We start from the raw sequence: 22,342 nt of genomic DNA on the forward strand, positions 1-22,342 counted from the left end.
ATACAGGGAGGCGGCGTAGGCCCCCATCCCGAAAAAGGCCGCGTGGCCCAGGGACTCGACCCCGCCATAGCCCTGGGCCAGGTCCAGCGACAAGGCAAAGACGGCCATGACGGCCACCACGGCGGCAAGCGCCAGGTAGCCCTCGGCGAAAAAGAAGGTCAGCACGGCGGCAAGCACCAGCAGCGCGTCCACCCAGGTATAGCTCTGGCGCCTGAACGAGGCGATGACGAGGCCGGCGTCGGAAAGTTTATTCATGGTTTCTCCGCGAATAGAAATTTGTTGCCGCGGCTACCCGACGCGGGACACGAGGCCCCGCGGCCGCAACAGCAAAATGGCCAGCACAGCAAGATAGATGATGAAGCCGCCCAGCGCCGGAATGTAATACCGGCCCATGGTGTCGATGACGCCCAGCAGCAAGGCCGAATACAGCGAACCCTTCAGACTGCCCACGCCCCCGACTGCCACGACGATAAGAACCAGCACCAGGTACTTGAGCCCGTAGTAGGGCTCCAGGGGCAACATCTGGGTGCCCACGGCGCCGCCCAGGGCGGCCAGGCCGCAGCCGATGGCGAACGTAACGGCGAACACCGCAGGCACATTGATGCCCACGCAACGCGCCATGCGGGGGTTGTCGACCGCCGCGCGCAGGCGGGCGCCGAAGGTGGTGTATTCCAGGCACAACCACAGTACGCCCGCCACCACCACGCTAAGCACCAGCACGAACAGGCGATAGACGGAAATGTTCAGGGCGCCCAAGGTGATCTGCCCCGTCAGGACGGACGGCAACACGATGCTCTGGATCTGCGGGCCGGCAATGTTCTTGACAACGGCGGTAACCACGAAGGTCATGCCCAGGGTCATCAACAATTGCCCCAGCGCATTGCTCTTGTACACCCACTGGTACAAGGTGCGCTCCAGGACCAAGCTGATAAGCATGGTCGCCGCCACGCCCAGCACCAGCGCGGCGAAATAGTTCAGGCCGACATGGCTGGCCAGCCACAGCGTGATGAAGCCCCCGACCATGGCAAAGGCCGAGTGCATGAGGTTGACGACCCGCATCACGCCCATGGTGATGGTCAGACCGACGGAAATAAGGAACAGCATCATTCCATACGACACACCGTCGATCAGCAGCGTCAGGAACGTGGAAAATACATGTGGCATTGAAGAAACTCGATTCGCAAATGGCGGCCGCGCCGGAAAGAAATGCCCCCACGCTGCACCGCCAAAGCGGCTTGCCGCCCCCAAGGGGGGCGCCTTTTGCCTTGGGAGCGGCCCGGCGACAAAAAGCCGCTGAGAAACAAACGCGGCCAAATACGAAACTGCAGGAGCGGAAGCGGCATCCAGCCCGCAGGGCCGGATGCCGGACTGCTTGTTACTTGGCCGACGCGGCGCGCTGGGCGTGCCAGGGCTCGACCACCGCCGTGTAGGTCTTGAACGGAACGTTGCCCAATACGCCATCGACTTTTTCAATGCGGCGCATATAGACGTTTTGTGTGATTTCACGCGTCTTGGGGTCGATGGTGACCGGCCCGCGCGGGCTTTCCCACGAATAGCCCTTCACCGCGGCAATCGCCTTGTCGCCGTCCTTCTTGCCGCCGGTCGCCTTGATCATTTTTTCGATCAGATGCATGCCGTCGTACACCGCCAGCGACGCCAGGCTTGGCAGGGCGCCGTACTTGGCCTTGTACTTGGCCACGAAGTCCTTGTTGGCGGGGTTGTCGAGGTAGGGTGAATAATGCTGGGCCGTGACCATGCCGATGGCGCCGTCGCCGATGGCGGGCAGATCGGATTCCTGGGTTTCGTTGGTGGCCATCAGGGCGACACCCTGCTTGGCCAGGCCGCGCGCATAGAAGGCCTTGATGAAGCCCGCCGACATGGGGCCCACCGGCATGAACATGAATACATGCTTGACGCCCGAGTCGCTGACGCGCTGCAGATAGGTGGAAAAATCGGTCGTGCCCAGCGGAACCTTGATGGCCTCGACGATCTTGCCGCCCATTTTCGTGAAGCCCGCCGTATAGGCGTCGATGGCATCGTGGCCCGGCGCGAAATCGGCCGCCACGATGACCGCCTTGCGCGCGCCCTGCTCGTAGGCCCATTGCGTCAGGGGAATGTTCAGCTGCCACTGGGTAAAGCCCGCCCGCACGAAGTACGGCGACTTGTCGGTCACGCTGGAAGTGCCGCTATTGCCCATGATGTACGGGGTTTTGGTTTCGTTGACGATGTCGGCCGTCCCCATGATGGTCGGGGTGAACGCACCGCCGATCAAGTACTGCACCTTGTCGCGCACGACAAGTTCCTGGGCCAGCTGGCGCGAGCGCTGCGGGCTCGAGCCGCCTTCGTCGCGCTTGACGATGGTGATGGTATGGCCGTCGATCTTGCCGCCGTGTTCGTCAAGGTAAAGGCCGACGCCGCGATCGTATTCCTGGCCCCACCACGAATAGGTGCCCGAATACTGGCTAAGAAGCCCGATCTTGATTTCGTCGGCATGGGCCGGGGCCAGGCCCAGCATGTTCGCGGTAACGAACACAGCGGCGCCGAGCTTAAGACTGTTCATGAGTCTCGAGTTCATTGATAATCTCCTGGAATTCACTGGATGATCGGCGGTGCGGCGCACCGCCGGCAAGCGGCTTATTTAGCTTTTTGAGCCGCGTGCCAAGGCTCGGACACGGCCTTGTAGGTATAGAAGGGCACATTGCCCAGGGCGCCGCCCTCGACCTTCTCGACCTTGCGCATATAGACGTTCTGGACGATTTCACGCGTTGCGGGATCGATGGAAACCGGGCCGCGCGGGCTTTCCCACGCATAGCCCTTGACCGAGGCAATCGCCTTGTCGCCGTCCTTCTTGCCGCCGGTGGCTTCTATCATGTGGGCGACGACGCCCATGGCGTCGTAGGCCGCCATGGAGGCCAGGCTGGGCAGCGCGTCTTTGCCGAATTTGGCCTTGTACTTGGCCACGAAGTCCTTGTTGACCTTGGTGTCGAGGTAAGGCGAATAATGCAGAGCGGTAATGATACCCAGCGCCGAATCGCCGATGGCCGGCAGGTCGGATTCCTGGGTTTCGGCGCCGGCGTACAGCGCAACGCCGTCCTTGGCCAGGCCGCGCTGCGCATAGGCCTTGATGAAGCCCGCCGACATGGGACCCACCGGCATGAACATGAATACGTGCTTGACGCCCGAATCGTGGATGCGCTGCAGATAGGTGGAAAAGTCGGTGGTGCCCAGCGGAACCTTGATGTTCTCGACCATGGTTCCGCCCAGCTTCTTGAACGTGTCGTTGAAGGCGTTGACGATGTCGGCGCCCGGCGCGTAGTCGGCCGTGACGGTAACCGCCTTGTGCGCGCCATGCTCGTACGCCCAGGTGATGAGGGGCACACAGTAGGTCCACGAGGTATAGCCCACGCGCACGAAATACGGCGACTTGTCGGTCATGTTGGCCGTGGCGCCATTGACGAACACATAAGGGGTCTTGGTTTCGTTGACGATGTCGGCCGTGCCCATGACGGTCGGAGTGAAGGTGCCGCCCACCAGGTATTGCACTTTGTCGCGCACCACCAGTTCCTGGGCCAATTGGCGCGCGCGCTGCGGACTGGCGCCGCCTTCGTCGCGCTTGACGATGGTAATGGTATGGCCGTCGACCTTGCCGCCGTGCTCCGAAAGAAAGAGCTCGGTGCCGCGATCGTATTCCTGGCCCCACCACGAATAGGTGCCCGAATACTGGCTCAGAAGCCCGACCTTGATGTCATCCGCCCTGGCGGGAGCCGCAAGCACCACGCTCGCTGCGGCGAACAGCGCCGCCCCCATCCCCAGATACTTGCTACGCAGTAAATGCATGCCTGTCTCCAAAATGTTGTTGATCTTTTCAGCGCATGGGTTTGCGCCGAATTGACGCTTATGATCGCATCGCCGCCCCGACGCGACCAATGCCAATCGGCACAGAAGGTATGCGTTTTGCTTATAAGATTGGAGGGTACAGGCTGTGTCCGAAACCTAGCCGTCGTTCTGGCACAAGGTGCGCAGCTCAGCGATGAACGATTTCATGCTGGCGCCCAGGTCGCTGTCGGCGCGCATCGTCAGCCCAATGTGGCGGCTGGTTTCCTTGACGTCGACGGGCAGCACCTGCAGCAGCCCGGCCGAAATCCCGCGAACGATCTGCCGGCGGGACAGCAGGGCCAGGCGGTTGCTGTCCATGAGCAGCGCCTGCAGCACCACGGCGCTGTTGACTTCCAGCGGCGCATGCGGCGGCGCGACGCCATCGGCGGCGAACGCGCGCTCGAAGGCCGCCCTGGCCGGCGTGCCGCTCAGCGGCGCTATCCAGGACTCGCCCACCAGTTCATGCAGGCCGGAAAGCGCCTTCCCGACAAGGGGATGGCTCTGCCGCACGACCACCGAAAGCGTGTCCTCGAACAAAGGCTCCTGCACCACGTCGGCATTGGGCTGCTTGGCCCGCAAGGCACCGACAATGACATCGACGTCGGCATGGCGCAATTGATGCATCAGCGCATCGTAAGTGCCATCGACAATGGTGACGTTCAGATCCTTGTGCAGAGCCAGCACCCTATCGACCGCGCGCGGCACCAGCACCCCGGCCGAAAGCGGCAACGAGCCGATGACGATGCGGCCCGTCATCCGGCCGTGCAGCGCCATCAGGTCTTCCTCGGCATGCCGGAATTCCGCCAGGGCCAATTTGCTGCGCCGCAAGACCGCCTCGCCGCTTTCCGTCAGGCGCATGCCGCGCACGGAGCGCTGGAACAGCTTGACACCCAGCATGTGCTCCATCTGGCGCAGCGCCTGATTGACCGCCGGCTGGCTCACGCCCAGCCGGCCTGCCGCAGAACTCTCGCCGCCCGTTTCGCAAAACGCAATATACGTTTCCAGATGGCGATAGGCGCAAGCCCCCGCAAAACGGCCTGCCGAAGGCCGGGCCGGCGGCACGCCCGATTCGACGGCGGCGGCCGACTCGCTTTCGGCCAGGACAAGCTGCGCCATCGCACGCTCGGCGCGGTGCACCAGCAGGCGTCCTTCGGCGGTGGTAAGCATGCCGCGCGCCGCGCGTTCGAACAGCGCGACCCCCAGGCTGCTTTCCAGCTCCCGGATAGCCCTGGCGATGGCGGACTGGGACAGCGGCAGCAACTGCGTGGCCTGCGCCGTGCTGCCGGTCTTGCTGACCGCCAGCACCGAACGAAACTGTTTCAGATACCGGGCAAGCAATAAAGACCTGCCGTGCCTGTCGCGCATCCGGCCCACCCTCCTTTTTCGACTTTGCGCCCGCGTCGGCGCACCCCACGCGTCATCATACTCAAAGCCGGCGCGCCACGCCTGCCCCGCCCCATTTTGTCGCACCGCGCCCGATCGAGGTGCGCGAGCGCCCAGGCCCGGAACACCGGGCCTGGCCCGCCGGCTTCGGTGGCCTCCGTCATACAAGACCGGCAAAAACCCCTCCATTCCTGTCGGCTCCCAACCCAATCATCCCCCATGGGAATCCTGGCACGGTACTTGCTTAATCAAAATTATGACGCCGGCCCGCGCGGCCAGACGACACTGGCGGAGACCACCGCATCGAGATGAGACTTCGCAGCAAAGGAATCAGGAACAACCATGAACATCGCCAAGCCCTCCAACACCATCGGAAACACCGGTTCAGCCGCCAATCCATCGCGCCGCCGCTGGCTCGGAAACACCGCGAAAGCCGCCGCAAGCCTGGGCGCCATCGCAATGGCCGACGCCGTTCTCAAGCCGGCGGCCTGGGCCGCGGGTTCGGACGCCCCGGAAAAGCCCGAGGTCAGGATCGGCTTCATCCCGCTGACGGACTGCGCCCCCGTCATCATGGCGTCGGTGCTGGGGCTGGATAAAAAGCATGGCGTCACCATCATTCCCAGCAAAGAGACCTCATGGGCGGGCCTGCGCGAGAAACTCGCCAGCGGCGGCCTGGATTTCGCCCACGTCCTCTACGGTTTGATCTACGGCATGCACCTGGGCATCGCGGGTCAGCAGCACGATATGTCGGTTCTGATGGGCCTGAACCAGAACGGCCAGGGCATTACCCTGTCGAACCAGTTGCGCGATGCCGGCGCCGTCGATGGCGAAAGTCTGAAAAAAGCCATTTCGGCCAACCCCAGAACCTACACGTTCGCCCATACCTTCCCCACCGGCACGCACGCCATGTGGCTGTACTATTGGCTGGCCGCCTACGGCATCAACCCTATCGAGGATGTCCGCGCCGTCACCGTGCCGCCCCCGCAAATGGTTGCCAACATGCGCATCGGAAACATGGACGGCTTCTGCGTGGGAGAACCCTGGAATGCCCGCAGCATTGCCGACAAGGTCGGCTTCAGCGCAGCCACCTCGCAGGACATCTGGGCCGACCACCCCGAAAAAGTGCTGGGCGCGCGCACGGATTTCGTCCAGCAGCATCCCAACACCGTCCGCGCCGTCATGGCCGCCATTCTGGAAGCCGGCAAATGGATAGACGGCTCGCCCGAAAACACGCGCAAGACCGCGCAAACCATCGCAGCAAAGTCGTACGTCAACGTCAGCCCAGACATCATCGTCGACCGCATGCTCGGCCGCTATGCCAATGGCCTCGGCAAGACGTGGACGGACAAGCACCCCATGCGCTTCTATGGCGAAGGCGCGGCGACGTTTCCCTACCTGAGCGACGGCATGTGGTTCCTGACCCAACACAAGCGCTGGGGCCTGCTCGACAAACACCCCGACTACATGGCCGTCGCCAGACAGGTCAATCGCATCGACCTGTACAAGCAAGCCGCCACCGCCGCTGGAGCAGCGCTGCCCGCATCGGAAAGCCGCTCCAGCCGCCTCATGGACGGCGTCGTATGGGATGGCAGCGATCCCGCCGCCTATGCCGACGGCTTCACGATTCACGCTTCAACCTAGCACAGGAAAACCATGGATACCCTTGCCGCCCCGCCCGCCACTCGACCAAGCAACCCCTCCTGGCTCAATCGCGCCGCCGGCGTGTTTGCCGCCTGCGCCGGCCCCGCCGCCGGCGGCGCCATGCTTGTCATCGCATGGCAGCTGATCAGCCTGCGTATTCCGGAAATTCCCGGGCCCTGGCCCACGCTGGCCTCCGCCATCCAGGTGTTCGAACACCCCTTTCATCGCACCGGTCCGAACGACGTCGGCATGGGCTGGAACATCCTGGCCTCTCTGGGCCGCGTCGCGATGGGCTTTCTGCTAGCGGCGGCCGTCGGCATTCCCACCGGATTCCTGATTGGCCGCTTCAAGACCCTGAACGCCATATGCTCGCCCGTCATCAGCCTGCTGCGGCCCGTCTCTCCGCTGGCCTGGCTGCCCCTGGGCCTGCTGCTGTTCCGCGCCGCCAACCCCGCCGCGATCTGGGCCATTTTCATCTGTTCCATCTGGCCCATCATCATCAACACGGCCGATGGTGTGCGACGCATTCCGCAGGACTATCTGAACGTGGCCCGCGTGCTGAACCTCTCCGAATGGAAAGTGTTCAAAAGCATACTTCTGCCTTCCGTCCTGCCCTACCTGATCACCGGCACACGCCTGTCCATCGGCACAGCCTGGCTCGTCATCGTGGCCGCCGAGATGCTGACCGGCGGCACCGGCATCGGCTTCTGGCTTTGGGACGAATGGAACAACATGAATGTCGAACACATCCTGGTCGCAGTATTCGTCATCGGCGTGGTCGGCATGCTGCTGGATGCGGCCCTGCTGGCGCTGGGCCGGCGCTACAGCCACAAAGAAGGGTAATGCCATGAACGACAAGTACGTCAGCATCGAATACGCGGGACAAACATTCGATACCCGCAACGGCCCGTTCGTGGCCCTGAGGGACATCAACCTCGCCGTGCGTCAGGGCGAGTTCGTGTCGTTGATCGGCCATTCGGGCTGCGGCAAATCCACGCTGCTGAACCTCATCGCCGGTCTGGCCCAGCCCACCGAGGGCGTACTGCTGTGCGCCGGCCGGGAAATCAAGGGGCCGGGCCCGGATCGCGCCATGGTCTTTCAAAACCATTCTTTGCTGCCCTGGCTCAGTTGCTTCCAGAACGTCTACCTGGCCGTGGAACGCGTATTCTCGAAAACGGAAAACAAGCGCCAGCTTCGGGCCAGGACCTCGGCCGCACTGAACATGGTCGGACTGCGGCACGCCGAACATAAACTGCCCCACGAAATTTCCGGCGGCATGAAGCAGCGCGTAGGCATTGCCCGGGCCTTGGCCATCGAACCCAAGGTACTGCTCCTGGACGAACCCTTCGGCGCACTGGACTCGCTGACGCGGGCGCATCTGCAGGACGAGCTGCTGCGCATCGTAGCGAGCACCGGCACGACGGCCATCATGGTGACCCACGACGTCGACGAGGCCGTTCTTCTGTCGGATCGCATCGTCATGCTGAGCAACGGGCCGGCCGCCACCATAGGCGAAATACTCGACGTGCCTCTTCCTCGTCCGCGCAACCGCCTGGCTCTCGTCGGCGACCCCGGCTACGCCTCGTGCCACGCAGCCGTCATGCGTTTTCTGCATCAACGCCGCGTCGATCCACGGGCAAGCGTAGAGCCCGCCGCAACCCTCGTCGCCCCGCAAACAAAAACGACGGAAGCGGGCCATATGGAAAGAATGGAAAGAAACGAAAACCCAACTGTGGTGGAAGCATCATGAACAGAACCATGAAACTCGTGGTCGTCGGCAACGGCATGGCCGGCATTCGAACCCTGGAAGAGCTGCTCAAGCTCGATCCCGACCTGTACGACATTACGGTGTTCGGCGCCGAGCCCTACCCCAACTACAACCGCATCCTGCTGTCGCCGGTGCTGACCGGCGAGCAGACCATCAAGGACATCATCCTCAACGACATCAGCTGGTACACGGACAACGGCATTACCCTGAAGATGAACTGCCGGGTCACGAAAATCAACCGCGCCCGCAAGGAAGTGGTCGCCGACGACGGCAGCGTCGTCAAATACGACCGCCTGCTCATCGCCACCGGCTCCAATCCGTTCATCCTGCCCGTGCCGGGCAACGATCTGGAAGGCGTGCTCGCGTTCCGCGACATTCGCGATGTCGACCTCATGATCGACGCCGCGGCGCGGCTCAAGCATGCCACGGTCATCGGCGGCGGCCTGCTCGGCCTGGAAGCCGCCAACGGCCTGGCTTCGCGCGGCATGAAGGTATCGGTCGTACATCTGGGCAACGCCCTGCTGGATCGCCAGCTCGACACGGCCGCCGCCCGCATGCTGCAGACCAGCCTTGAAAAACGCGGCCTGGATTTCCTGATGAACCGCCAGACCGAAGCCGTGCTGGGCGATGCGCAAGGCCGCGTCTCGGGTCTGCGCTTCAAGGATGGTTCCGAGCTGGCCACGGATCTTGTCGTCATGGCGGTCGGCATCCGGCCCAACACCGAGTTGGCGGAACAAGCCGGCATCTATACGGATCGCGGCATCGTCGTCAACGACACCCTGCAAACCTACGACCCCAGCATCTATGCCGTGGGCGAGTGCGTCAGCCACCGGGGCGTCGCCTACGGCCTGGTCGCTCCGCTGTTCGAACAGGCCAAGGTCGCCGCCAATCACCTCGCCTTCCACGGCATCGGACGCTACGCGGGCAGCGCCACCTCCACCAAGCTCAAGGTCACCGGCATCGACGTGTTCTCCGCGGGCGATTTCAACGAGGGCGACGGCACCGAGGCCATTACTCTGGCCGACCCGGTGGGCGGCGTCTACAAGAAGCTGGTCATTCGCGGCGACAAGCTGGTCGGCGCCTGCCTGTACGGCGACACCGTGGACGGCGCCTGGTACTTCCGCCTTATCCGCGAAGCCAAATCCATCGCCGAGCTGCGCGAGAGCTTGATGTTCGGCGAGGGTGCGCTGGGCGACACGGGCCATGCGGGCGAAAGCAGCGTGGCCGGCATGCCGGACAGCGCCGAGATCTGCGGCTGCAACGGCGTGTGCAAAGGCACCATCGTCAAGGCGATCCGCGAACAAGGCCTGTTCACCGTCGACGAAATCAAGAAACACACCAAGGCAGCCAGCTCCTGCGGCTCGTGCACCGGCCTGGTGGAACAACTGCTGATCAGTTGCATAGGCGGCGCCGCCGACATCAAGCCGAAGTCAGAAAAGCCCATGTGCGGCTGCACCGAATTCACGCACGGCCAGGTCCGCAAGGCCATCAGGGAACAGCACCTGACCTCCATCGCCCAGACCCTGCGCTTTCTGGAGTGGGGCACCGTGGACGGCTGCGCAAGCTGCAGGCCCGCGCTGAACTATTACCTGACGTCCACCTGGCCGGGCGAAGCCAGGGACGATGCGCAATCCCGTCTGGTCAACGAAAGGGTGCACGCCAACATCCAGAAGGACGGCACCTATTCGGTCGTGCCCCGCATGTGGGGCGGCGTGACCAGCGCCGCCGAACTGCGCCGCATCGCCGACGTGGCCGATAAATACCAGGTTCCTATGGTCAAGGTAACGGGCGGCCAGCGCATCGACCTGCTGGGCATCAAGAAGGAAGACCTGCCCAGCGTCTGGAAAGACCTTGGCATGCCGTCGGGCCACGCCTACGGCAAGACGCTGCGCACCGTCAAGACCTGCGTGGGCAAGGAGTTCTGCCGCTTCGGCACGCAGGACTCCACCGGCATGGGCATCGCGCTGGAAAAGGAACTGGTCGGCATGAGCAGCCCCCACAAAGTGAAGCTGGCCGTCTCGGGCTGCCCGCGCAATTGCGCCGAATCCGGGATCAAGGACATCGGCATCATCGCCGTGGACTCCGGATGGGAGCTGTATGTAGGCGGCAACGGCGGCATCAAGACCGAGGTCGCGCAGTTCTTCGCCAAGGTGCAAACGCATGACGAAGTGCTGGAATACAGCGGCGCCTTCCTGCAGCTGTATCGCGAAGAAGCGTTCTACCTCGAGCGCACCTGCCACTACCTGAACCGGGTCGGCCTGGACCACGCCAAGGCGCGTGTGGTCGACGACCCCGCCGGCCGCGCCGAGCTCTATGCTCGCCTGAAGTTCGCGCTGTCGTTCACGACCGACCCCTGGGCCGAGCGCATTGAAAGCCCCGCAGTGCGCCGCGAATTCGAAGCGCTTCACATCTAGGACGACCATGAATACAGCCTTGCTTTCCGAATGGACGCCCGTGTGCAATATCGGCGACATACCCACCCAGGGAGCCCGCATCGTCAAACGCGCGGGGCATGACGACATCGCCGTGTTCCGCACCTCGGACGACCGGATCTTCGCCATCGTGGACTGCTGCCCCCACAAGGGCGGCCCGCTTTCCTGCGGCCTGGTTCACGGACACGCCGTCACCTGCCCACTGCACAGCTGGACCATCAACCTGGAAGACGGCCAGGCGCACGCACCGGACGAAGGCCGGGTTCACAAGATAGCGGTACGGGTCGACGGCGAACGCATCTACCTGAACCTTTCCACACAGGGCTGAAGCCGTGAACGCACCGGCCGCAACCGCATCGGGGCCAAGGCCCGGCGCCGCGATACGCAGCGTCGCATCGATTTGCTGCTATTGCGGCACCGGCTGCGGCGTGCAAATACACGTCACCGGCCAGCAAGTGATACACATTGCCGGCGACCCCGACCACCCTTCGAACCGAGGCAAGCTGTGCAGCAAGGGCATGTCGCTGCCCGCAACCGTGCGCAGCGACGGCAGCCGCATACTGGCCGCGCAATGGCGCCCCGGCAAAGGCGAGGCCCTTCGGCCCATCGCACTGGACGCCGCCTTCGATGCCGCCGCCGGCAAACTGGCCCAGGTCATCCAGGAACACGGCCCCGATGCCGTGGGCTTCTATCTTTCGGGCCAGCTCCTTACCGAGGACTACGCGGTCTTCAACAAGCTGGCGCGCGGCCTGGTCGGCACCAACAACATCGACACCAATTCGCGGCTGTGCATGTCCAGCGCGGTGTCGGGCTACAAGGCCACGCTGGGCGCCGACGCCCCGCCCGCCTGCTACGAAGACCTGGATTTCGCCGACACCGTCATGATCGCCGGCTCCAACATGGCCTACGCCCATCCGGTGCTGTTCCGCCGCCTGAGCGCAGCCAAGGCGGCGCGTCCGAAGATGAAAATCATCGTGGTCGACCCGCGCCGCACCGACACCTGCGATATCGCCGACCTGCATCTGGCCATTGCTCCAGGCACGGATGTGGCCTTGTTCCACGCCATGCTGAACGTGCTGGTCTGGGAGGATTTGATCGACAAACGCTACATCGAACAGCACACACAGGGCTTCAAGGCGCTCAAGCAGCGCATCCATGAATTCACGCCGCGTGCCGTGCAGGACATCTGCGGCGTGCCGGCCGACGATATCGTTCAGGCCGCGCGGTGGTTCGGCCAGGCCGGATCGGCCCTGTCTCTCTACACTATGGGGCTCAATCAATCCAGCAGCGGCACCGCCAAGAACGCGGCGCTCATCCATTTGCACATGGCCACGGGGCAGATCGGCATGAAGGGCGCGGGGCCTTTTTCGCTGACCGGCCAGCCCAACGCCATGGGCGGGCGGGAAGCCGGCGGCATGGCAACTCTGCTGCCCGGCCACCGCGACCCGGCCAACGCCAAGCATCGCCAGGAAGTCGCCGATCTTTGGGGCGTGGAGGAGCTGCCAAGCGCCCCCGGCCGCACCGCTATCGACATGTTCGACGCCGTGCTGGGGGGCAGGATCAAAGTGCTCTGGATCGCCGCCACCAATCCGGCCCAATCCTTGCCGGATCAGGCCAGGGTGCGGGCCGCGCTGCAAAAGGCCGAGATGGTCATTGTCCAGGAAGCCTTCACCAACACGGAAACCCTGGCCTATGCCGACCTGGTTCTGCCGGCGGCGACGTGGCCCGAAAAGGAAGGCACGGTCACCAACTCCGAACGGCGGATCAGCCGCGTGCGGGCGGCCATCGCGCCGCCCGGCGCGGCAATGGCTGACTGGAAGCTGGCTTGCGCCGTCGCCCGGCGACTGGCCGGGCGCATCGCGCCGGCCAAGGCCGCTTTATTCGATTACGCCGACGAAGCGCGGATTTTCGACGAGCACGCACGCAGCACCAAGGGACGCGATCTCGACTACAGCGCGCTGAGCTACGCCGTGCTGGACGCCGAAGGCCCGCAACAATGGCCTTACTCCGCCAGCCGGCAAGGCGCCGCGCGCCTGTACGAAGACGGCCGCTTTCCCACCGAAACCGGACGGGCCGGCTTCCTCGACGTCGGCTATACGCCCGTCGCGGAAAAAGTATCGGCGCAGTTTCCGCTGCACCTGACCACGGGCAGGCTGCGCGATCAATGGCACACCATGAGCCGCACCGGCCTCGTACCTTCCCTGACGCGGCATGCGGAAGAACCGTTCATTGCCCTTAACCCGGCCGACATGCGGCGCTATCGCCTCGACGACGACGCGCTGGTCAAGGTCAGATCCCGCCGCGGCCATATCATCGTGCCCGCCCGCGCCTCCCTGGACATTCAGTCCGGCCAGGCCTACATGCCCATGCACTGGGGCAGCGGCTTCGTGGCCGGCGAAGGCGTCAACGCCCTGGCCGGCAATGCGCGCGACCCCATCTCGCACCAGCCGGAACTCAAGCACAGCGCCGTCGGGATCGAAGCCGTGAAATACCCCTGGCAGGCCTGCGCTTGGGTGCGCGGCTCGATAAGCCCGTGGCGAAGCAAACTCGCCAGATGGCTCAAGGTGTTTCCCTACGCCGTGCTTCTGCCCACCGCCGTGGGCGGCGAAGGGGTTCGGCTACGGCTGGCGGCAGCAAAGGCCGCCGACCCGTCCCTGCTGGCCGAGCTCATCGGCGACCTTAACCTGGAACACGCCGACCTGGCTTTCGACGATCCGTCGCGCGGGCTGGTGCGCCGGATCCAGCGCGCGCAAACAGGCATCGACGCCTTCCTGCTGGCCGGCGATACGCGCGCCCATGAAACCTTGCTGATGTGGGCCGATAGCGGCATCGCGCCCGAAAATGCCACGCAAGTCCTCATGGGACGGGGCCCCGCCGCAAGCCGCGCCCGCATCGTCTGCACCTGCGAGAACGTGAGCGACCAGGCCATCCTGCAAGCTGTCGCCGAAGGCCAGGATCTGGCGCAGATCAAGGAAACCCTCAAGTGCGGCACAGGCTGCGGCTCGTGCCTGCCCCAGATCAATCAGATGCTCAGGGCGTCCTCGCCCTCGATCGCGTCATGAATTCAGGGCCTGTCAACCCAACGGACTGACAGGCCTAGCCCAGCAAGGCCACCGCCTTTACCTGGGCCACGACAGCCGTCCCCGGCCGGATATCCAGCGCGTCTCGCGAACGCGCGGTAATCCTGGCCAGCAGCGTGTCCCCGCCCGGAAGCGTAAGCCGCAGCAAAACATGTCCCGGCGTATCCGTCGGCGCCACCTCGTCCACCGTCGCGGGCAGCAGGTTCAAGATGCTGCTATCGGCGCTGGCGGTAAGCGCCACGCTCACGTCGCGCGCATTGATCCGGCAACGCAATCGGCAGCCAACCGCCTCGGGGCGCTGCGACACATACAGCCGTCCGCCCGCGAAATCCAGCCGCGTCAGGCCATCTCCTTCATGACTGCCCACCCGGGTCTCCAGCACCACGCCAGCATCGTCCAGGAATATGGGAGGCAGGTCGGTGCGCGCCAGCGTATCGCGCAGGCCGCCGCTGGCCGCCACGCGGCCCGCCTCCATCAGCACCAGGTGGTCGGCCAGGCGGGCGACTTCGTCGGGCGCATGGCTGACGTAAAGAACCGGGATATCCAGCTCGTCGTGCAATCGTTCCAGATAGGGCAGGATCTCTTGCTTGCGCTTGATGTCCAGCGCCGCCAGCGGCTCGTCCATCAGCAACAGGCGCGGCCGCGTCAGCAGGGCCCGCGCCACCGCCACCCGCTGGCGCTCGCCGCCCGACAGCTTTCCGGGCGAGCGCTCCAGCAGGGCGCCGATGCCCAGCAGGTCGACAATGCCGGCAAACCCCTCGCCCGCCTTGTTGCCCGACCGCTTCATGCCGTACTCCAGATTCTTGCGCACGGACAGGTGTGCGAACAGGCTGGCCTCCTGGAACACCAACCCCATCGGCCGCTTGTGCGGCGGCAAGAAAACCCCTTTGTCCGTGTCCTGCCAGACCTGGCCATCCACCACCAGGCGTCCCTGCGAAGCGCGGTTCAGCCCCGAAACGCAACGCAGCAGCGTCGTCTTGCCCGAACCCGAGGGCCCGAACAAGGCCGTCACGCCTTTTGCCGGCAAATGCAGATCCACAGCTAGCGTGAAACCCGGATGCTCCACCTTGAAACGCGCCTCGATCATACCGACCATCCCTGCCTGCCGCGCCGGGTATACAGCAACAGCAGCACCAGGAAGCTGATCGCCACCATGATGCCCGCAAGCCAGTGGGCCTGGCCGTATTCCATGGCTTCGACGTGGTCGTAGATCTGCACCGAGGCGACCCGGGTCTGGTCGGGAATGTTCCCGCCTATCATCAGCACCACCCCGAACTCGCCCACGGTGTGGGCGAATCCGAGTATCGCCGCCGTCAGGAAACCCGAACGGGACAAAGGCAGGGCAACACTGAAAAACGCATCCAGCGGCGAAGCGCGCAGGCTGGCGGCCGCTTCCAGCGGACGCTCGCCCATGGCCTCGAAGGCGTTCTGGATAGGCTGGACCACGAACGGCATGGAATACAGCACCGACGCAACCACCAGGCCCGGAAACGTGAACGGCAGCAGGCCCAGCCCCAGCGCCTGCGTAAGATGGCCGACCGGCCCGTTCGGGCCCATGACCACCAGCAAGTAGAAGCCCAGTACCGTGGGCGGCAGCACCAGCGGCAATGCCACCAGCGCGCCCACCGGCCCCTTCCAGCGCGACGGCGTGCGCGCCAGCCACCAGGCTATCGGCGTTCCCACCACCAGCAGAATCGCCGTTACCACCAGGGCCAGCTGCAGCGTGAGCCAAAGCGCCGAAAGATCGACCGCACTCATGAAACGCCGCCGTGCTTACAAACCGTAGCCGTAGGACTTGATGATGGCGTGGGCCTTGTCGCCCTTCAGGTACTTGAGCAGAGCCGTCGCGGCGGGATTGTCCTTGCCCTTCTTAAGCAGCACGGCATCCTGCAGGATGGGATCGTGGAATTTCTCGGGCACGATCCAGGCCGAACCACTGGTGATCCTGCCGTCCTTGAACACTTGCGACAAGGCCACGAAACCCAGCGGCGCATTGCCGGTCGCCACGAACTGGTAGGTCTGGGCGATGTTTTCGCCCTGAACCAGCTTGTCCTTCCATTTGTCCGTCACGCCCAGCTTTTCCATGGTCTGCACCCCGGCGGCGCCATACGGCGCGGTCTTGGGATTGGCAATGGCCAGATGCGCCGCATTGCCGGTCTTCAGGATCTCGCCCTTGGGGTCGACCAGTTTGTCGTCCTTGCTCCACAAGACCACCGTGCCCTTGGCATAGGTGAACCGGCTGCCCGGCACCGTGGCCTTCTCGGCGTCCAGCTTGGCCGGCGTTTTGGAGTCCGCGGCCAGAAACACCTCGAACGGCGCGCCGTTCTGGATTTGCGCAAAGAACTTGCCGGTCGAGCCGAACGACAGCTTGGCCGTATGGCCCGTGTCCTTTTGGAACTGGGCGGCAATGGCCTGCATGGGCGCCGTGAAATTGGCCGCGACGGCGACCTGGACCTCATCGGCCATGGCCGGCATCGAGACGACCACCGCGGCAGCCAGGGCGATGAATTTATTGCGGATCACAGACATTTTTCCTTCCTCTTTTTGACAATCAAAGACACACGATGACGGACGAGGCCTTGAAGATAGCGCAGGCTCGTCCGCCCGGCGCAAGTTCGAGCCGTTCGGCGCTGTCCTGGGTAACCACGGCGCAGACCGACTTGCCTTGCGCAAGGCTCAGGACGACTTCGGTATTGACGGGGCCGGCATGAACGCGCTCGATCTCGCCCCAAAGCTGGTTGCGCGCGCTCGTGCGCACGTCCGCGTCCGCCATCAGCAGCACCGACGAGGACTTGACCAGCGCATAGGCCTCTTTGCCGACTTCCAGCTCCAGGGTTTCGGCGGACTCGCGGGTAATGACCGCCACGATTTCGTTCACATCGTCCAGCCGGATGCTTACCTGGCAGTCCACCTCGCCCATGCGCAGTCCCGAAACCACGCCGGCGAACTGGTTGCGCGCACTGCTGCGCATGGACATGCGCCTGAGCAAATGGCGGAACTGATCGAAGCTGCCCGCCTCGCCCTCGTTCATGCCCGCGGCCAGACGATCCAGGGCGCTCTGGTATTCCGCCTCCAGGGCCCGGTACAGCGCCACGACACGCCGGCCGTAATCGGTCAGCTGGGTCCCGCCGCCGTGCTTGCCGCCCGCGGTGCGAACGACCAGCGGCTGGTCGGCCAGGTTGTTCATGGCATCGATGGCGTCCCAGGCCGCCTTGTACGACAAGGGCACGGCCTTGGCGGCCTGGGTAATGGAACCATGCTGCGCAATCCCTTCGAGCAGGCGGATGCGGGTGCCTCCAAGAAAGGCCCCCAGCTCCGTTTCGACCTCCAACCGCCCTTTCAGACGCGACTCGTTCTTCATCACGATACCGCTATATTGTTGACTATATAGCGGTGACTATACCGCAAACTGGCGGCAGCGGCCAAAAGGCAAAAAAACTATATGACTCGAACCCGCGGTTCGCCGGCTTCGAATTGGCCGATCACGGCCGCCTGGCCGAAACCTTCGGAATGAAAGACATCCAGCACCCGAGCCGCCGCTTCCGGGGCGCAGGCTACCAGCAGGCCGCCCGAGGTCTGCGGATCCGTCAGCAGAGCGCGGGAGGCGTCGTCCAGCCCGATGGGCAGATCGACGGCGGCGCCGTATGCCGCCCAGTTGCGGCCCGACGCACCGGTAATCACTCCCTGGGCCGCCAGTTCGCAGACGCCCGGCAGCCACGGCAAATCGTCCAGGCGTATGGTTGCGGTCAGCCCCGCTCCTTGCGCCATTTCGACCGCATGGCCAAGCAGGCCGAAACCCGTCACGTCGGTCGCGGCATGTACGTCCGCCAGCGCCGACAACGCAATGCCCGGCGTATTCAAGCGGGTCGTGCAGGCCAGCATGGCCGCATAGCCCGCCTCGTCCAGAATGCCCTTCTTGAGCGCCGCCGACAGCACGCCGACGCCCAGCGCCTTGCCCAGGATCAGCACGTCGCCGGCGCGGGCGTCCTTGTTGCGCTTGATGCGATCCGGATGCCCCAGGCCCATGACCGCCAGCCCGTAGATGGGCTCGACCGAATCGATGGAGTGGCCGCCCGCAACCGGAATGCCTGCCTGGACGCAGACCGAAGCACCGCCCTCGAGGATGCGCGCAATGACGTCCCTGGGCAGGACATTGATCGGCATGCCCACGATGGCCAGCGCCATGATGGGCGACCCGCCCATGGCATAGACGTCGGACAGCGCGTTGGTCGCCGCAATCCGCCCGAAATCGTAGGGGTCGTCAACAATGGGCATGAAAAAGTCGGTCGTGGCAATCAAGGCCTGCTCGGCGTTCAGCCTGTATACCGCAGCATCGTCCGAGGTCTCGGTGCCCACCAGCAGGTTCGGATACGCCTGCCCCATCGGCATCTTGGCCAGCAACTCGGAAAGCACGCCCGGCGCGATCTTGCAGCCGCAGCCTCCCCCGTGCGAAAGAGAGGTCAGTCGCGGTGTATCGGTGACGGCTATCGATGGCGTCATGATGGTATCTCCAGAGTGTAGGGCTGCGCTTTCCGCCTCGGGACGGCCAAGGCGAAAGGCGGAAAGCAGCAGGAGTCGAACCTACCTGGGAGCGTCTGACGCCCCCAACTGGGTTTGAAGCCCAGCCGCGCCACCGGGCGCGAATGCTTTCCAGTGAAACCGTATGATAGCCCTCTCCCCGCGCAAGCGTCCCGCTGGCGGAGCCTTGCCTGCCTGGCTGATTCCTGCGCCGATTTCCTGACGGATGATCGCAAACCTCGGTGCACAGGCAACGAAAACCGCCGAAGCCCCGGGAAGTCAGCCGTGCCCATTCTCCCCGAAAAACACCGCGCCGACGCCGCGCAGCATATGCCGGTCGCGCACGCGGCGGGTGTAGCCAACACGATCAAAAAACTCCAGCACCTGGACGGCACGCTTGCGACCCAGGCCGGTAGCATCGCGGAACTGGGCGGCGCCCACGCCATCGGCGCCGCCCAGCTCAGCAACCAGGGCCGCCATGGCCGCCACCTGCTCACGGTGGTAGAACAAGTCGCGCACAATTTGCTGCACCTGGCCGTCGCGCACAAGCTTGCGCAGCAATTGCCGCAACACGTCTTCCTGTTCACCAAGTTCGGAGGCCAGGTCGCGCACCCACGGGGGTTCGAATCCCCCGGCAAGAATCAGCGGCAGCACACGCCCGGCCAACGCACTTTCCGCCTCCGACATGGCCACGGCGTGGCCGGGCAGCCTCAGCCAGGGGCCGTTGCGCTGCACGCGGCCCTCGGCCAGAAGCTCGTCGCACAGCGCCAGCCACAGCGCTTCGGGCAGGGCCGGCAAGGCCATGCGCCGCAGCCGCGACGCCCCGACACCCGCTTCATCAGGCGCAGTCTGATGAAACTCCTGCAGCGATTGCAGCGCCCGGCCGCCCAGACGTTCCCAACTGGTGCGCAGGATCAGCGTGCGAGGCGCCTGCGCGCCCTGCCCTCGGATCCAGACGGCACCGTCCGGCGCCGGCAGGGTGCCTGCGTCTTTTCCGGCCAGGCGGGTCAGCCGTTCTTCGTCCAGCCCCTGCGGAGCCTGCGCCAGCAAGGCCTCGATACCCTCTCCGTCGAGCATGGCGGACACCGCGTCCAGCCAGGCCAGCCGCTGCGGGGTGCGGCGCTTGCGGTCAGGCGCGTTGGGATCCAGCACCCGGCCTCCGCCCACGGTACGGTTGGCCTGCGGGTTGCGCACAATGTAACGGTCGCCCGGCATGGCGCAGACCGGCTCGTCGAACACCCACTGCACCAGGCCTTCCCGTCCCGGGGCCAGCGACTCCGGCGCCAACGGCACCGCATGCGCCACATAATGCGCCGCGCCCAGGTGGATGTGCAACGGCGACCAGGCCTGGACGGGGCTGTCCGCCGACGGCAGCAGCCGCAAGACCGCATCGACGTGACGCGACGGCGCAAAGCACCGGGCATCGGCAATCCACGCCCCGCGCTCCACTGCCTGCTTTTCGATGCCCGCCAGGTTCAGCGCGCAGCGCTGGCCGGCGCTGCCGGAGGGACTGGCCCGGTTTTGCGCGTGGATACTGCGCACACGCACAGGCCTGCCCGCCGGCATCAGGCGCAAGCAAGCCTCTTCCTGCCCGGCCAGCACCCGGCCGCCATGAACCGTGCCGGTCACTACCGTGCCATGCCCCTGCAAGGTAAAGACTCGGTCCACCGCCAGCCGGAACAGGCCGTCGGCGCCGCGCGCCGCCATGGCCTTGGCACTGTCGTGCAGATGCGTTCGCAATGCATCCACACCCGGCGCATCCGCTGCCGCCGCATCCACGGGAAAGACCGGCGCCCCGCGCAGAAAGGAATCCGCCACGAGTTCCTCGACCTCAAGCCTCGCGGCGGTGAGCCGCGCCGCATCCACCCGGTCGATCTTGGTAATCGCCACGACCCCGCGCTCGACACCCAGCAATTCCAGGATGGCCAGATGTTCGCGCGTCTGGGGCATGACGCCGTCGTCGGCCGCTACCACCAGCAGGCCGAAATCGATGCCGCTGGCGCCCGCCGCCATCGTATGCACCAGGCGTTCGTGCCCGGGAACATCGATGAAACCCAGCACGTCGCCGTTGTCCATCGGGGTGTAGGCGTAGCCCAGTTCGATGGAAATGCCCCGCGTCTTTTCTTCCTTGAGCCTGTCGGTCTCCACGCCGGTAAGCGCGCGAACCAGCGTGGTCTTGCCATGGTCGATGTGGCCCGCCGTCCCCACTATCATGCGGACAGCACCCTCAGCTGCTCGACGAAAGCCTTTTCGTCATGCTCTTCCAGGCAGCGCAAGTCCAGCCATAGCGCGTCGTTGGCAATGCGGCCGATAACCGGGCGCGGCAGGCCCCGCAAACGCGCCTCGAGCTTGTCCAGATGGCGCCCTTTGCCGCCCGTGCCCACGTAGTCGATCTTCAGGCCATGGCTGGGCAGTTGATCCACCGGCAAGGCCCCGCTGCCGATCTGGCTGAACAACGGCACGTCCTGCACGGCATAGGACTGGCCCAGCGCCTTTTGCAGCACAGGCTGCAGGCGCGAGGCTTGCAGCGCCATGTGTTCGCGCGGACGAGTCAGCAGGCGCAGCGTCGTCAGGCGGTCGGCCAGGAACTCGGGCGCCTTGTACAAGGCCAGCACAGGCTCCAGCGCCGCCAGCGTCAGCTTGCCTACACGCAGGGCGCGCTTGAGCGGGTTCTTCTTGATGCGGCGGATGATGTCGGCGCGGCCCACCAGCAAGCCGGCTTGCGGCCCGCCCAGCAACTTGTCGCCGCTGAAGGTCACGATATCGGCGCCGGCCTGCACGGTTTCACCCACGGTGTCTTCGCGAGGCAGCCCCCACCGGCCAAGATCCACCAGCGTGCCGCTGCCCAGGTCCACCGCCGTGGGCAGGCCATGGCTACGGGCTATCGCCGCCACCTCGGCAACCGGCACGCTTTTCGTGAACCCTGTGACCGCATAGTTGCTGCAATGCACTTTCATCAGCATGGCCGTGCGCGGTCCCACGGCATTGGCGTAATCGGCCGCGTGGGTGCGATTGGTCGTTCCCACCTCGACCAGGCGGGCACCGGCGCGCTGCATGATGTCTGGAATGCGGAAAGCGCCGCCTATCTCGACCAGTTCTCCTCGCGACACGACCACCTCGCGCCGATTGCCCAGCGTGTTCAGCATGAGCAGCACGGCAGCGGCATTGTTGTTGACCACCGTAGCCGCCTCGGCGCCCGTCAGCTCGCAGACAAGCTGCTCGACAAGGTCGTCGCGGTCGCCGCGCCGGCCCGTGGCAAGATCGAATTCGAGATTGGCAGGCGCGGTAAGCGCCCGCATCACGGCCTGGACAGCGTCGTCGGGCAGCAAAGCGCGCCCCAGATTGGTGTGCAGCACCGTGCCGGTAAGGTTGTATACGGCCTTCAGGCGCGGCGCCGAATCGCGCTTGAGCCTGTTGCGCAAATCCAGCGCCAGCGTCTCGGGCAACAGGGTCTTGCGCGCCACCTCGCCGCCCAATACCTGTCGGCGCAGATCATCCAGTTGCTTGCGCAGCATGGCCGTTACCTGGCTGCGGCCGTATTCGGCCAGCAACAGGACGACCGCCTGCGTATTGAGCAAGCGGTCCACGGAAGGGATGTCGGCCGCGGAGGCGAGCGCGACCTTGGATTTACGGGCGGATTCCAT

At 64.8% G+C, this 22,342-nt stretch carries 17 protein-coding genes, 1 tRNA gene and 1 pseudogene; 6 read left to right on the top strand and 13 right to left on the bottom strand.

What is annotated here, in order from left to right:
• The 5 genes and pseudogenes from VNT00_RS17305 to VNT00_RS17325 form a co-directional block, all read right to left on the bottom strand.
• Positions 1-255 (bottom strand): annotated as a pseudogene (locus tag VNT00_RS17305) (hypothetical protein); the annotation flags it as partial.
• Positions 256-288: 33 nt separating this feature from the next.
• Entirely contained in the window at positions 289-1,164 is an 876-nt protein-coding gene (locus VNT00_RS17310; protein WP_325589763.1) for a branched-chain amino acid ABC transporter permease, read from the bottom strand.
• A gap of 211 nt (positions 1,165-1,375) precedes the next feature.
• The gene (locus tag VNT00_RS17315) at positions 1,376-2,575 is read right to left on the bottom strand and encodes an ABC transporter substrate-binding protein (RefSeq protein ID WP_325589765.1); all 1,200 of its coding nucleotides are present in this window, start codon (positions 2,573-2,575) and stop codon (positions 1,376-1,378) included.
• A gap of 59 nt (positions 2,576-2,634) precedes the next feature.
• On the bottom strand, positions 2,635-3,837 hold the full coding sequence (locus VNT00_RS17320; RefSeq protein ID WP_325589767.1) for an ABC transporter substrate-binding protein: 1,203 nt from the start codon (positions 3,835-3,837) through the stop codon (positions 2,635-2,637).
• 156 nt (positions 3,838-3,993) lie between these two features.
• Positions 3,994-5,241, bottom strand: coding sequence for a LysR family transcriptional regulator (locus VNT00_RS17325; protein ID WP_325589769.1), 1,248 nt, complete (start codon positions 5,239-5,241; stop codon positions 3,994-3,996).
• 366 nt (positions 5,242-5,607) lie between these two features.
• Between VNT00_RS17325 and VNT00_RS17330 the strand changes: the two genes are divergently transcribed.
• The 6 genes from VNT00_RS17330 to VNT00_RS17355 are packed head-to-tail and all read left to right on the top strand — an operon-like array spanning position 5,608 to position 14,162.
• The gene (locus VNT00_RS17330) at positions 5,608-6,900 is read left to right on the top strand and encodes a CmpA/NrtA family ABC transporter substrate-binding protein (protein WP_414650954.1); all 1,293 of its coding nucleotides are present in this window, start codon (positions 5,608-5,610) and stop codon (positions 6,898-6,900) included.
• Positions 6,901-6,912: 12 nt separating this feature from the next.
• The gene (gene ntrB, locus VNT00_RS17335; protein WP_414650951.1) at positions 6,913-7,743 is read left to right on the top strand and encodes a nitrate ABC transporter permease; all 831 of its coding nucleotides are present in this window, start codon (positions 6,913-6,915) and stop codon (positions 7,741-7,743) included.
• Between the two features lie 4 nt (positions 7,744-7,747).
• Entirely contained in the window at positions 7,748-8,650 is a 903-nt protein-coding gene (locus VNT00_RS17340; protein ID WP_325589773.1) for an ABC transporter ATP-binding protein, read from the top strand.
• Positions 8,647-11,082, top strand: a complete 2,436-nt coding sequence (gene nirB, locus VNT00_RS17345; RefSeq protein ID WP_325589775.1) for a nitrite reductase large subunit NirB — start codon at positions 8,647-8,649, stop codon at positions 11,080-11,082. Before VNT00_RS17340 ends, nirB begins: the two co-directional genes overlap by 4 nt.
• 7 nt (positions 11,083-11,089) lie before the next feature.
• Complete coding sequence (nirD, locus tag VNT00_RS17350; protein WP_325589777.1) at positions 11,090-11,428, top strand: nitrite reductase small subunit NirD; 339 nt, start codon at positions 11,090-11,092, stop codon at positions 11,426-11,428.
• 4 nt (positions 11,429-11,432) lie between these two features.
• A complete protein-coding gene (locus tag VNT00_RS17355; RefSeq protein WP_325589779.1) occupies positions 11,433-14,162 on the top strand; it encodes a nitrate reductase in 2,730 nt (909 codons plus the stop codon).
• Between the two features lie 34 nt (positions 14,163-14,196).
• Here the strand turns inward: VNT00_RS17355 and modC are convergent, their stop codons facing one another.
• The 8 genes from modC to selA all read right to left on the bottom strand — a co-directional run bounded on the left by modC (position 14,197) and on the right by selA (position 22,342).
• Positions 14,197-15,267 carry a molybdenum ABC transporter ATP-binding protein gene (modC, locus tag VNT00_RS17360; RefSeq protein ID WP_414650952.1) on the bottom strand — a complete coding sequence of 357 codons (1,071 nt, stop codon included), beginning with the start codon at positions 15,265-15,267 and terminating at the stop codon, positions 14,197-14,199.
• Positions 15,264-15,938, bottom strand: a complete 675-nt coding sequence (modB, locus tag VNT00_RS17365; protein WP_325589783.1) for a molybdate ABC transporter permease subunit — start codon at positions 15,936-15,938, stop codon at positions 15,264-15,266. The genes modC and modB overlap by 4 nt, the downstream gene beginning before the upstream one ends.
• A gap of 15 nt (positions 15,939-15,953) precedes the next feature.
• Complete coding sequence (gene modA, locus VNT00_RS17370) at positions 15,954-16,709, bottom strand: molybdate ABC transporter substrate-binding protein (RefSeq protein WP_325589785.1); 756 nt, start codon at positions 16,707-16,709, stop codon at positions 15,954-15,956.
• A 22-nt stretch (positions 16,710-16,731) separates the two neighbouring features.
• The gene (locus VNT00_RS17375; RefSeq protein WP_325589787.1) at positions 16,732-17,541 is read right to left on the bottom strand and encodes a TOBE domain-containing protein; all 810 of its coding nucleotides are present in this window, start codon (positions 17,539-17,541) and stop codon (positions 16,732-16,734) included.
• Positions 17,542-17,618: 77 nt separating this feature from the next.
• On the bottom strand, positions 17,619-18,680 hold the full coding sequence (gene selD / locus VNT00_RS17380) for a selenide, water dikinase SelD (RefSeq protein WP_325589789.1): 1,062 nt from the start codon (positions 18,678-18,680) through the stop codon (positions 17,619-17,621).
• A gap of 59 nt (positions 18,681-18,739) precedes the next feature.
• Positions 18,740-18,832: transfer RNA gene (locus tag VNT00_RS17385), tRNA-Sec, on the bottom strand.
• Positions 18,833-18,977: 145 nt separating this feature from the next.
• On the bottom strand, positions 18,978-20,912 hold the full coding sequence (gene selB, locus VNT00_RS17390) for a selenocysteine-specific translation elongation factor (RefSeq protein WP_325589791.1): 1,935 nt from the start codon (positions 20,910-20,912) through the stop codon (positions 18,978-18,980).
• Positions 20,909-22,342 carry an L-seryl-tRNA(Sec) selenium transferase gene (gene selA / locus VNT00_RS17395; RefSeq protein ID WP_325589793.1) on the bottom strand — a complete coding sequence of 478 codons (1,434 nt, stop codon included), beginning with the start codon at positions 22,340-22,342 and terminating at the stop codon, positions 20,909-20,911. Before selA ends, selB begins: the two co-directional genes overlap by 4 nt.

This window comes from Eoetvoesiella sp. (genome assembly GCF_035555955.1).
Classification (GTDB): Bacteria; Pseudomonadota; Gammaproteobacteria; order Burkholderiales; family Burkholderiaceae_B; genus Eoetvoesia.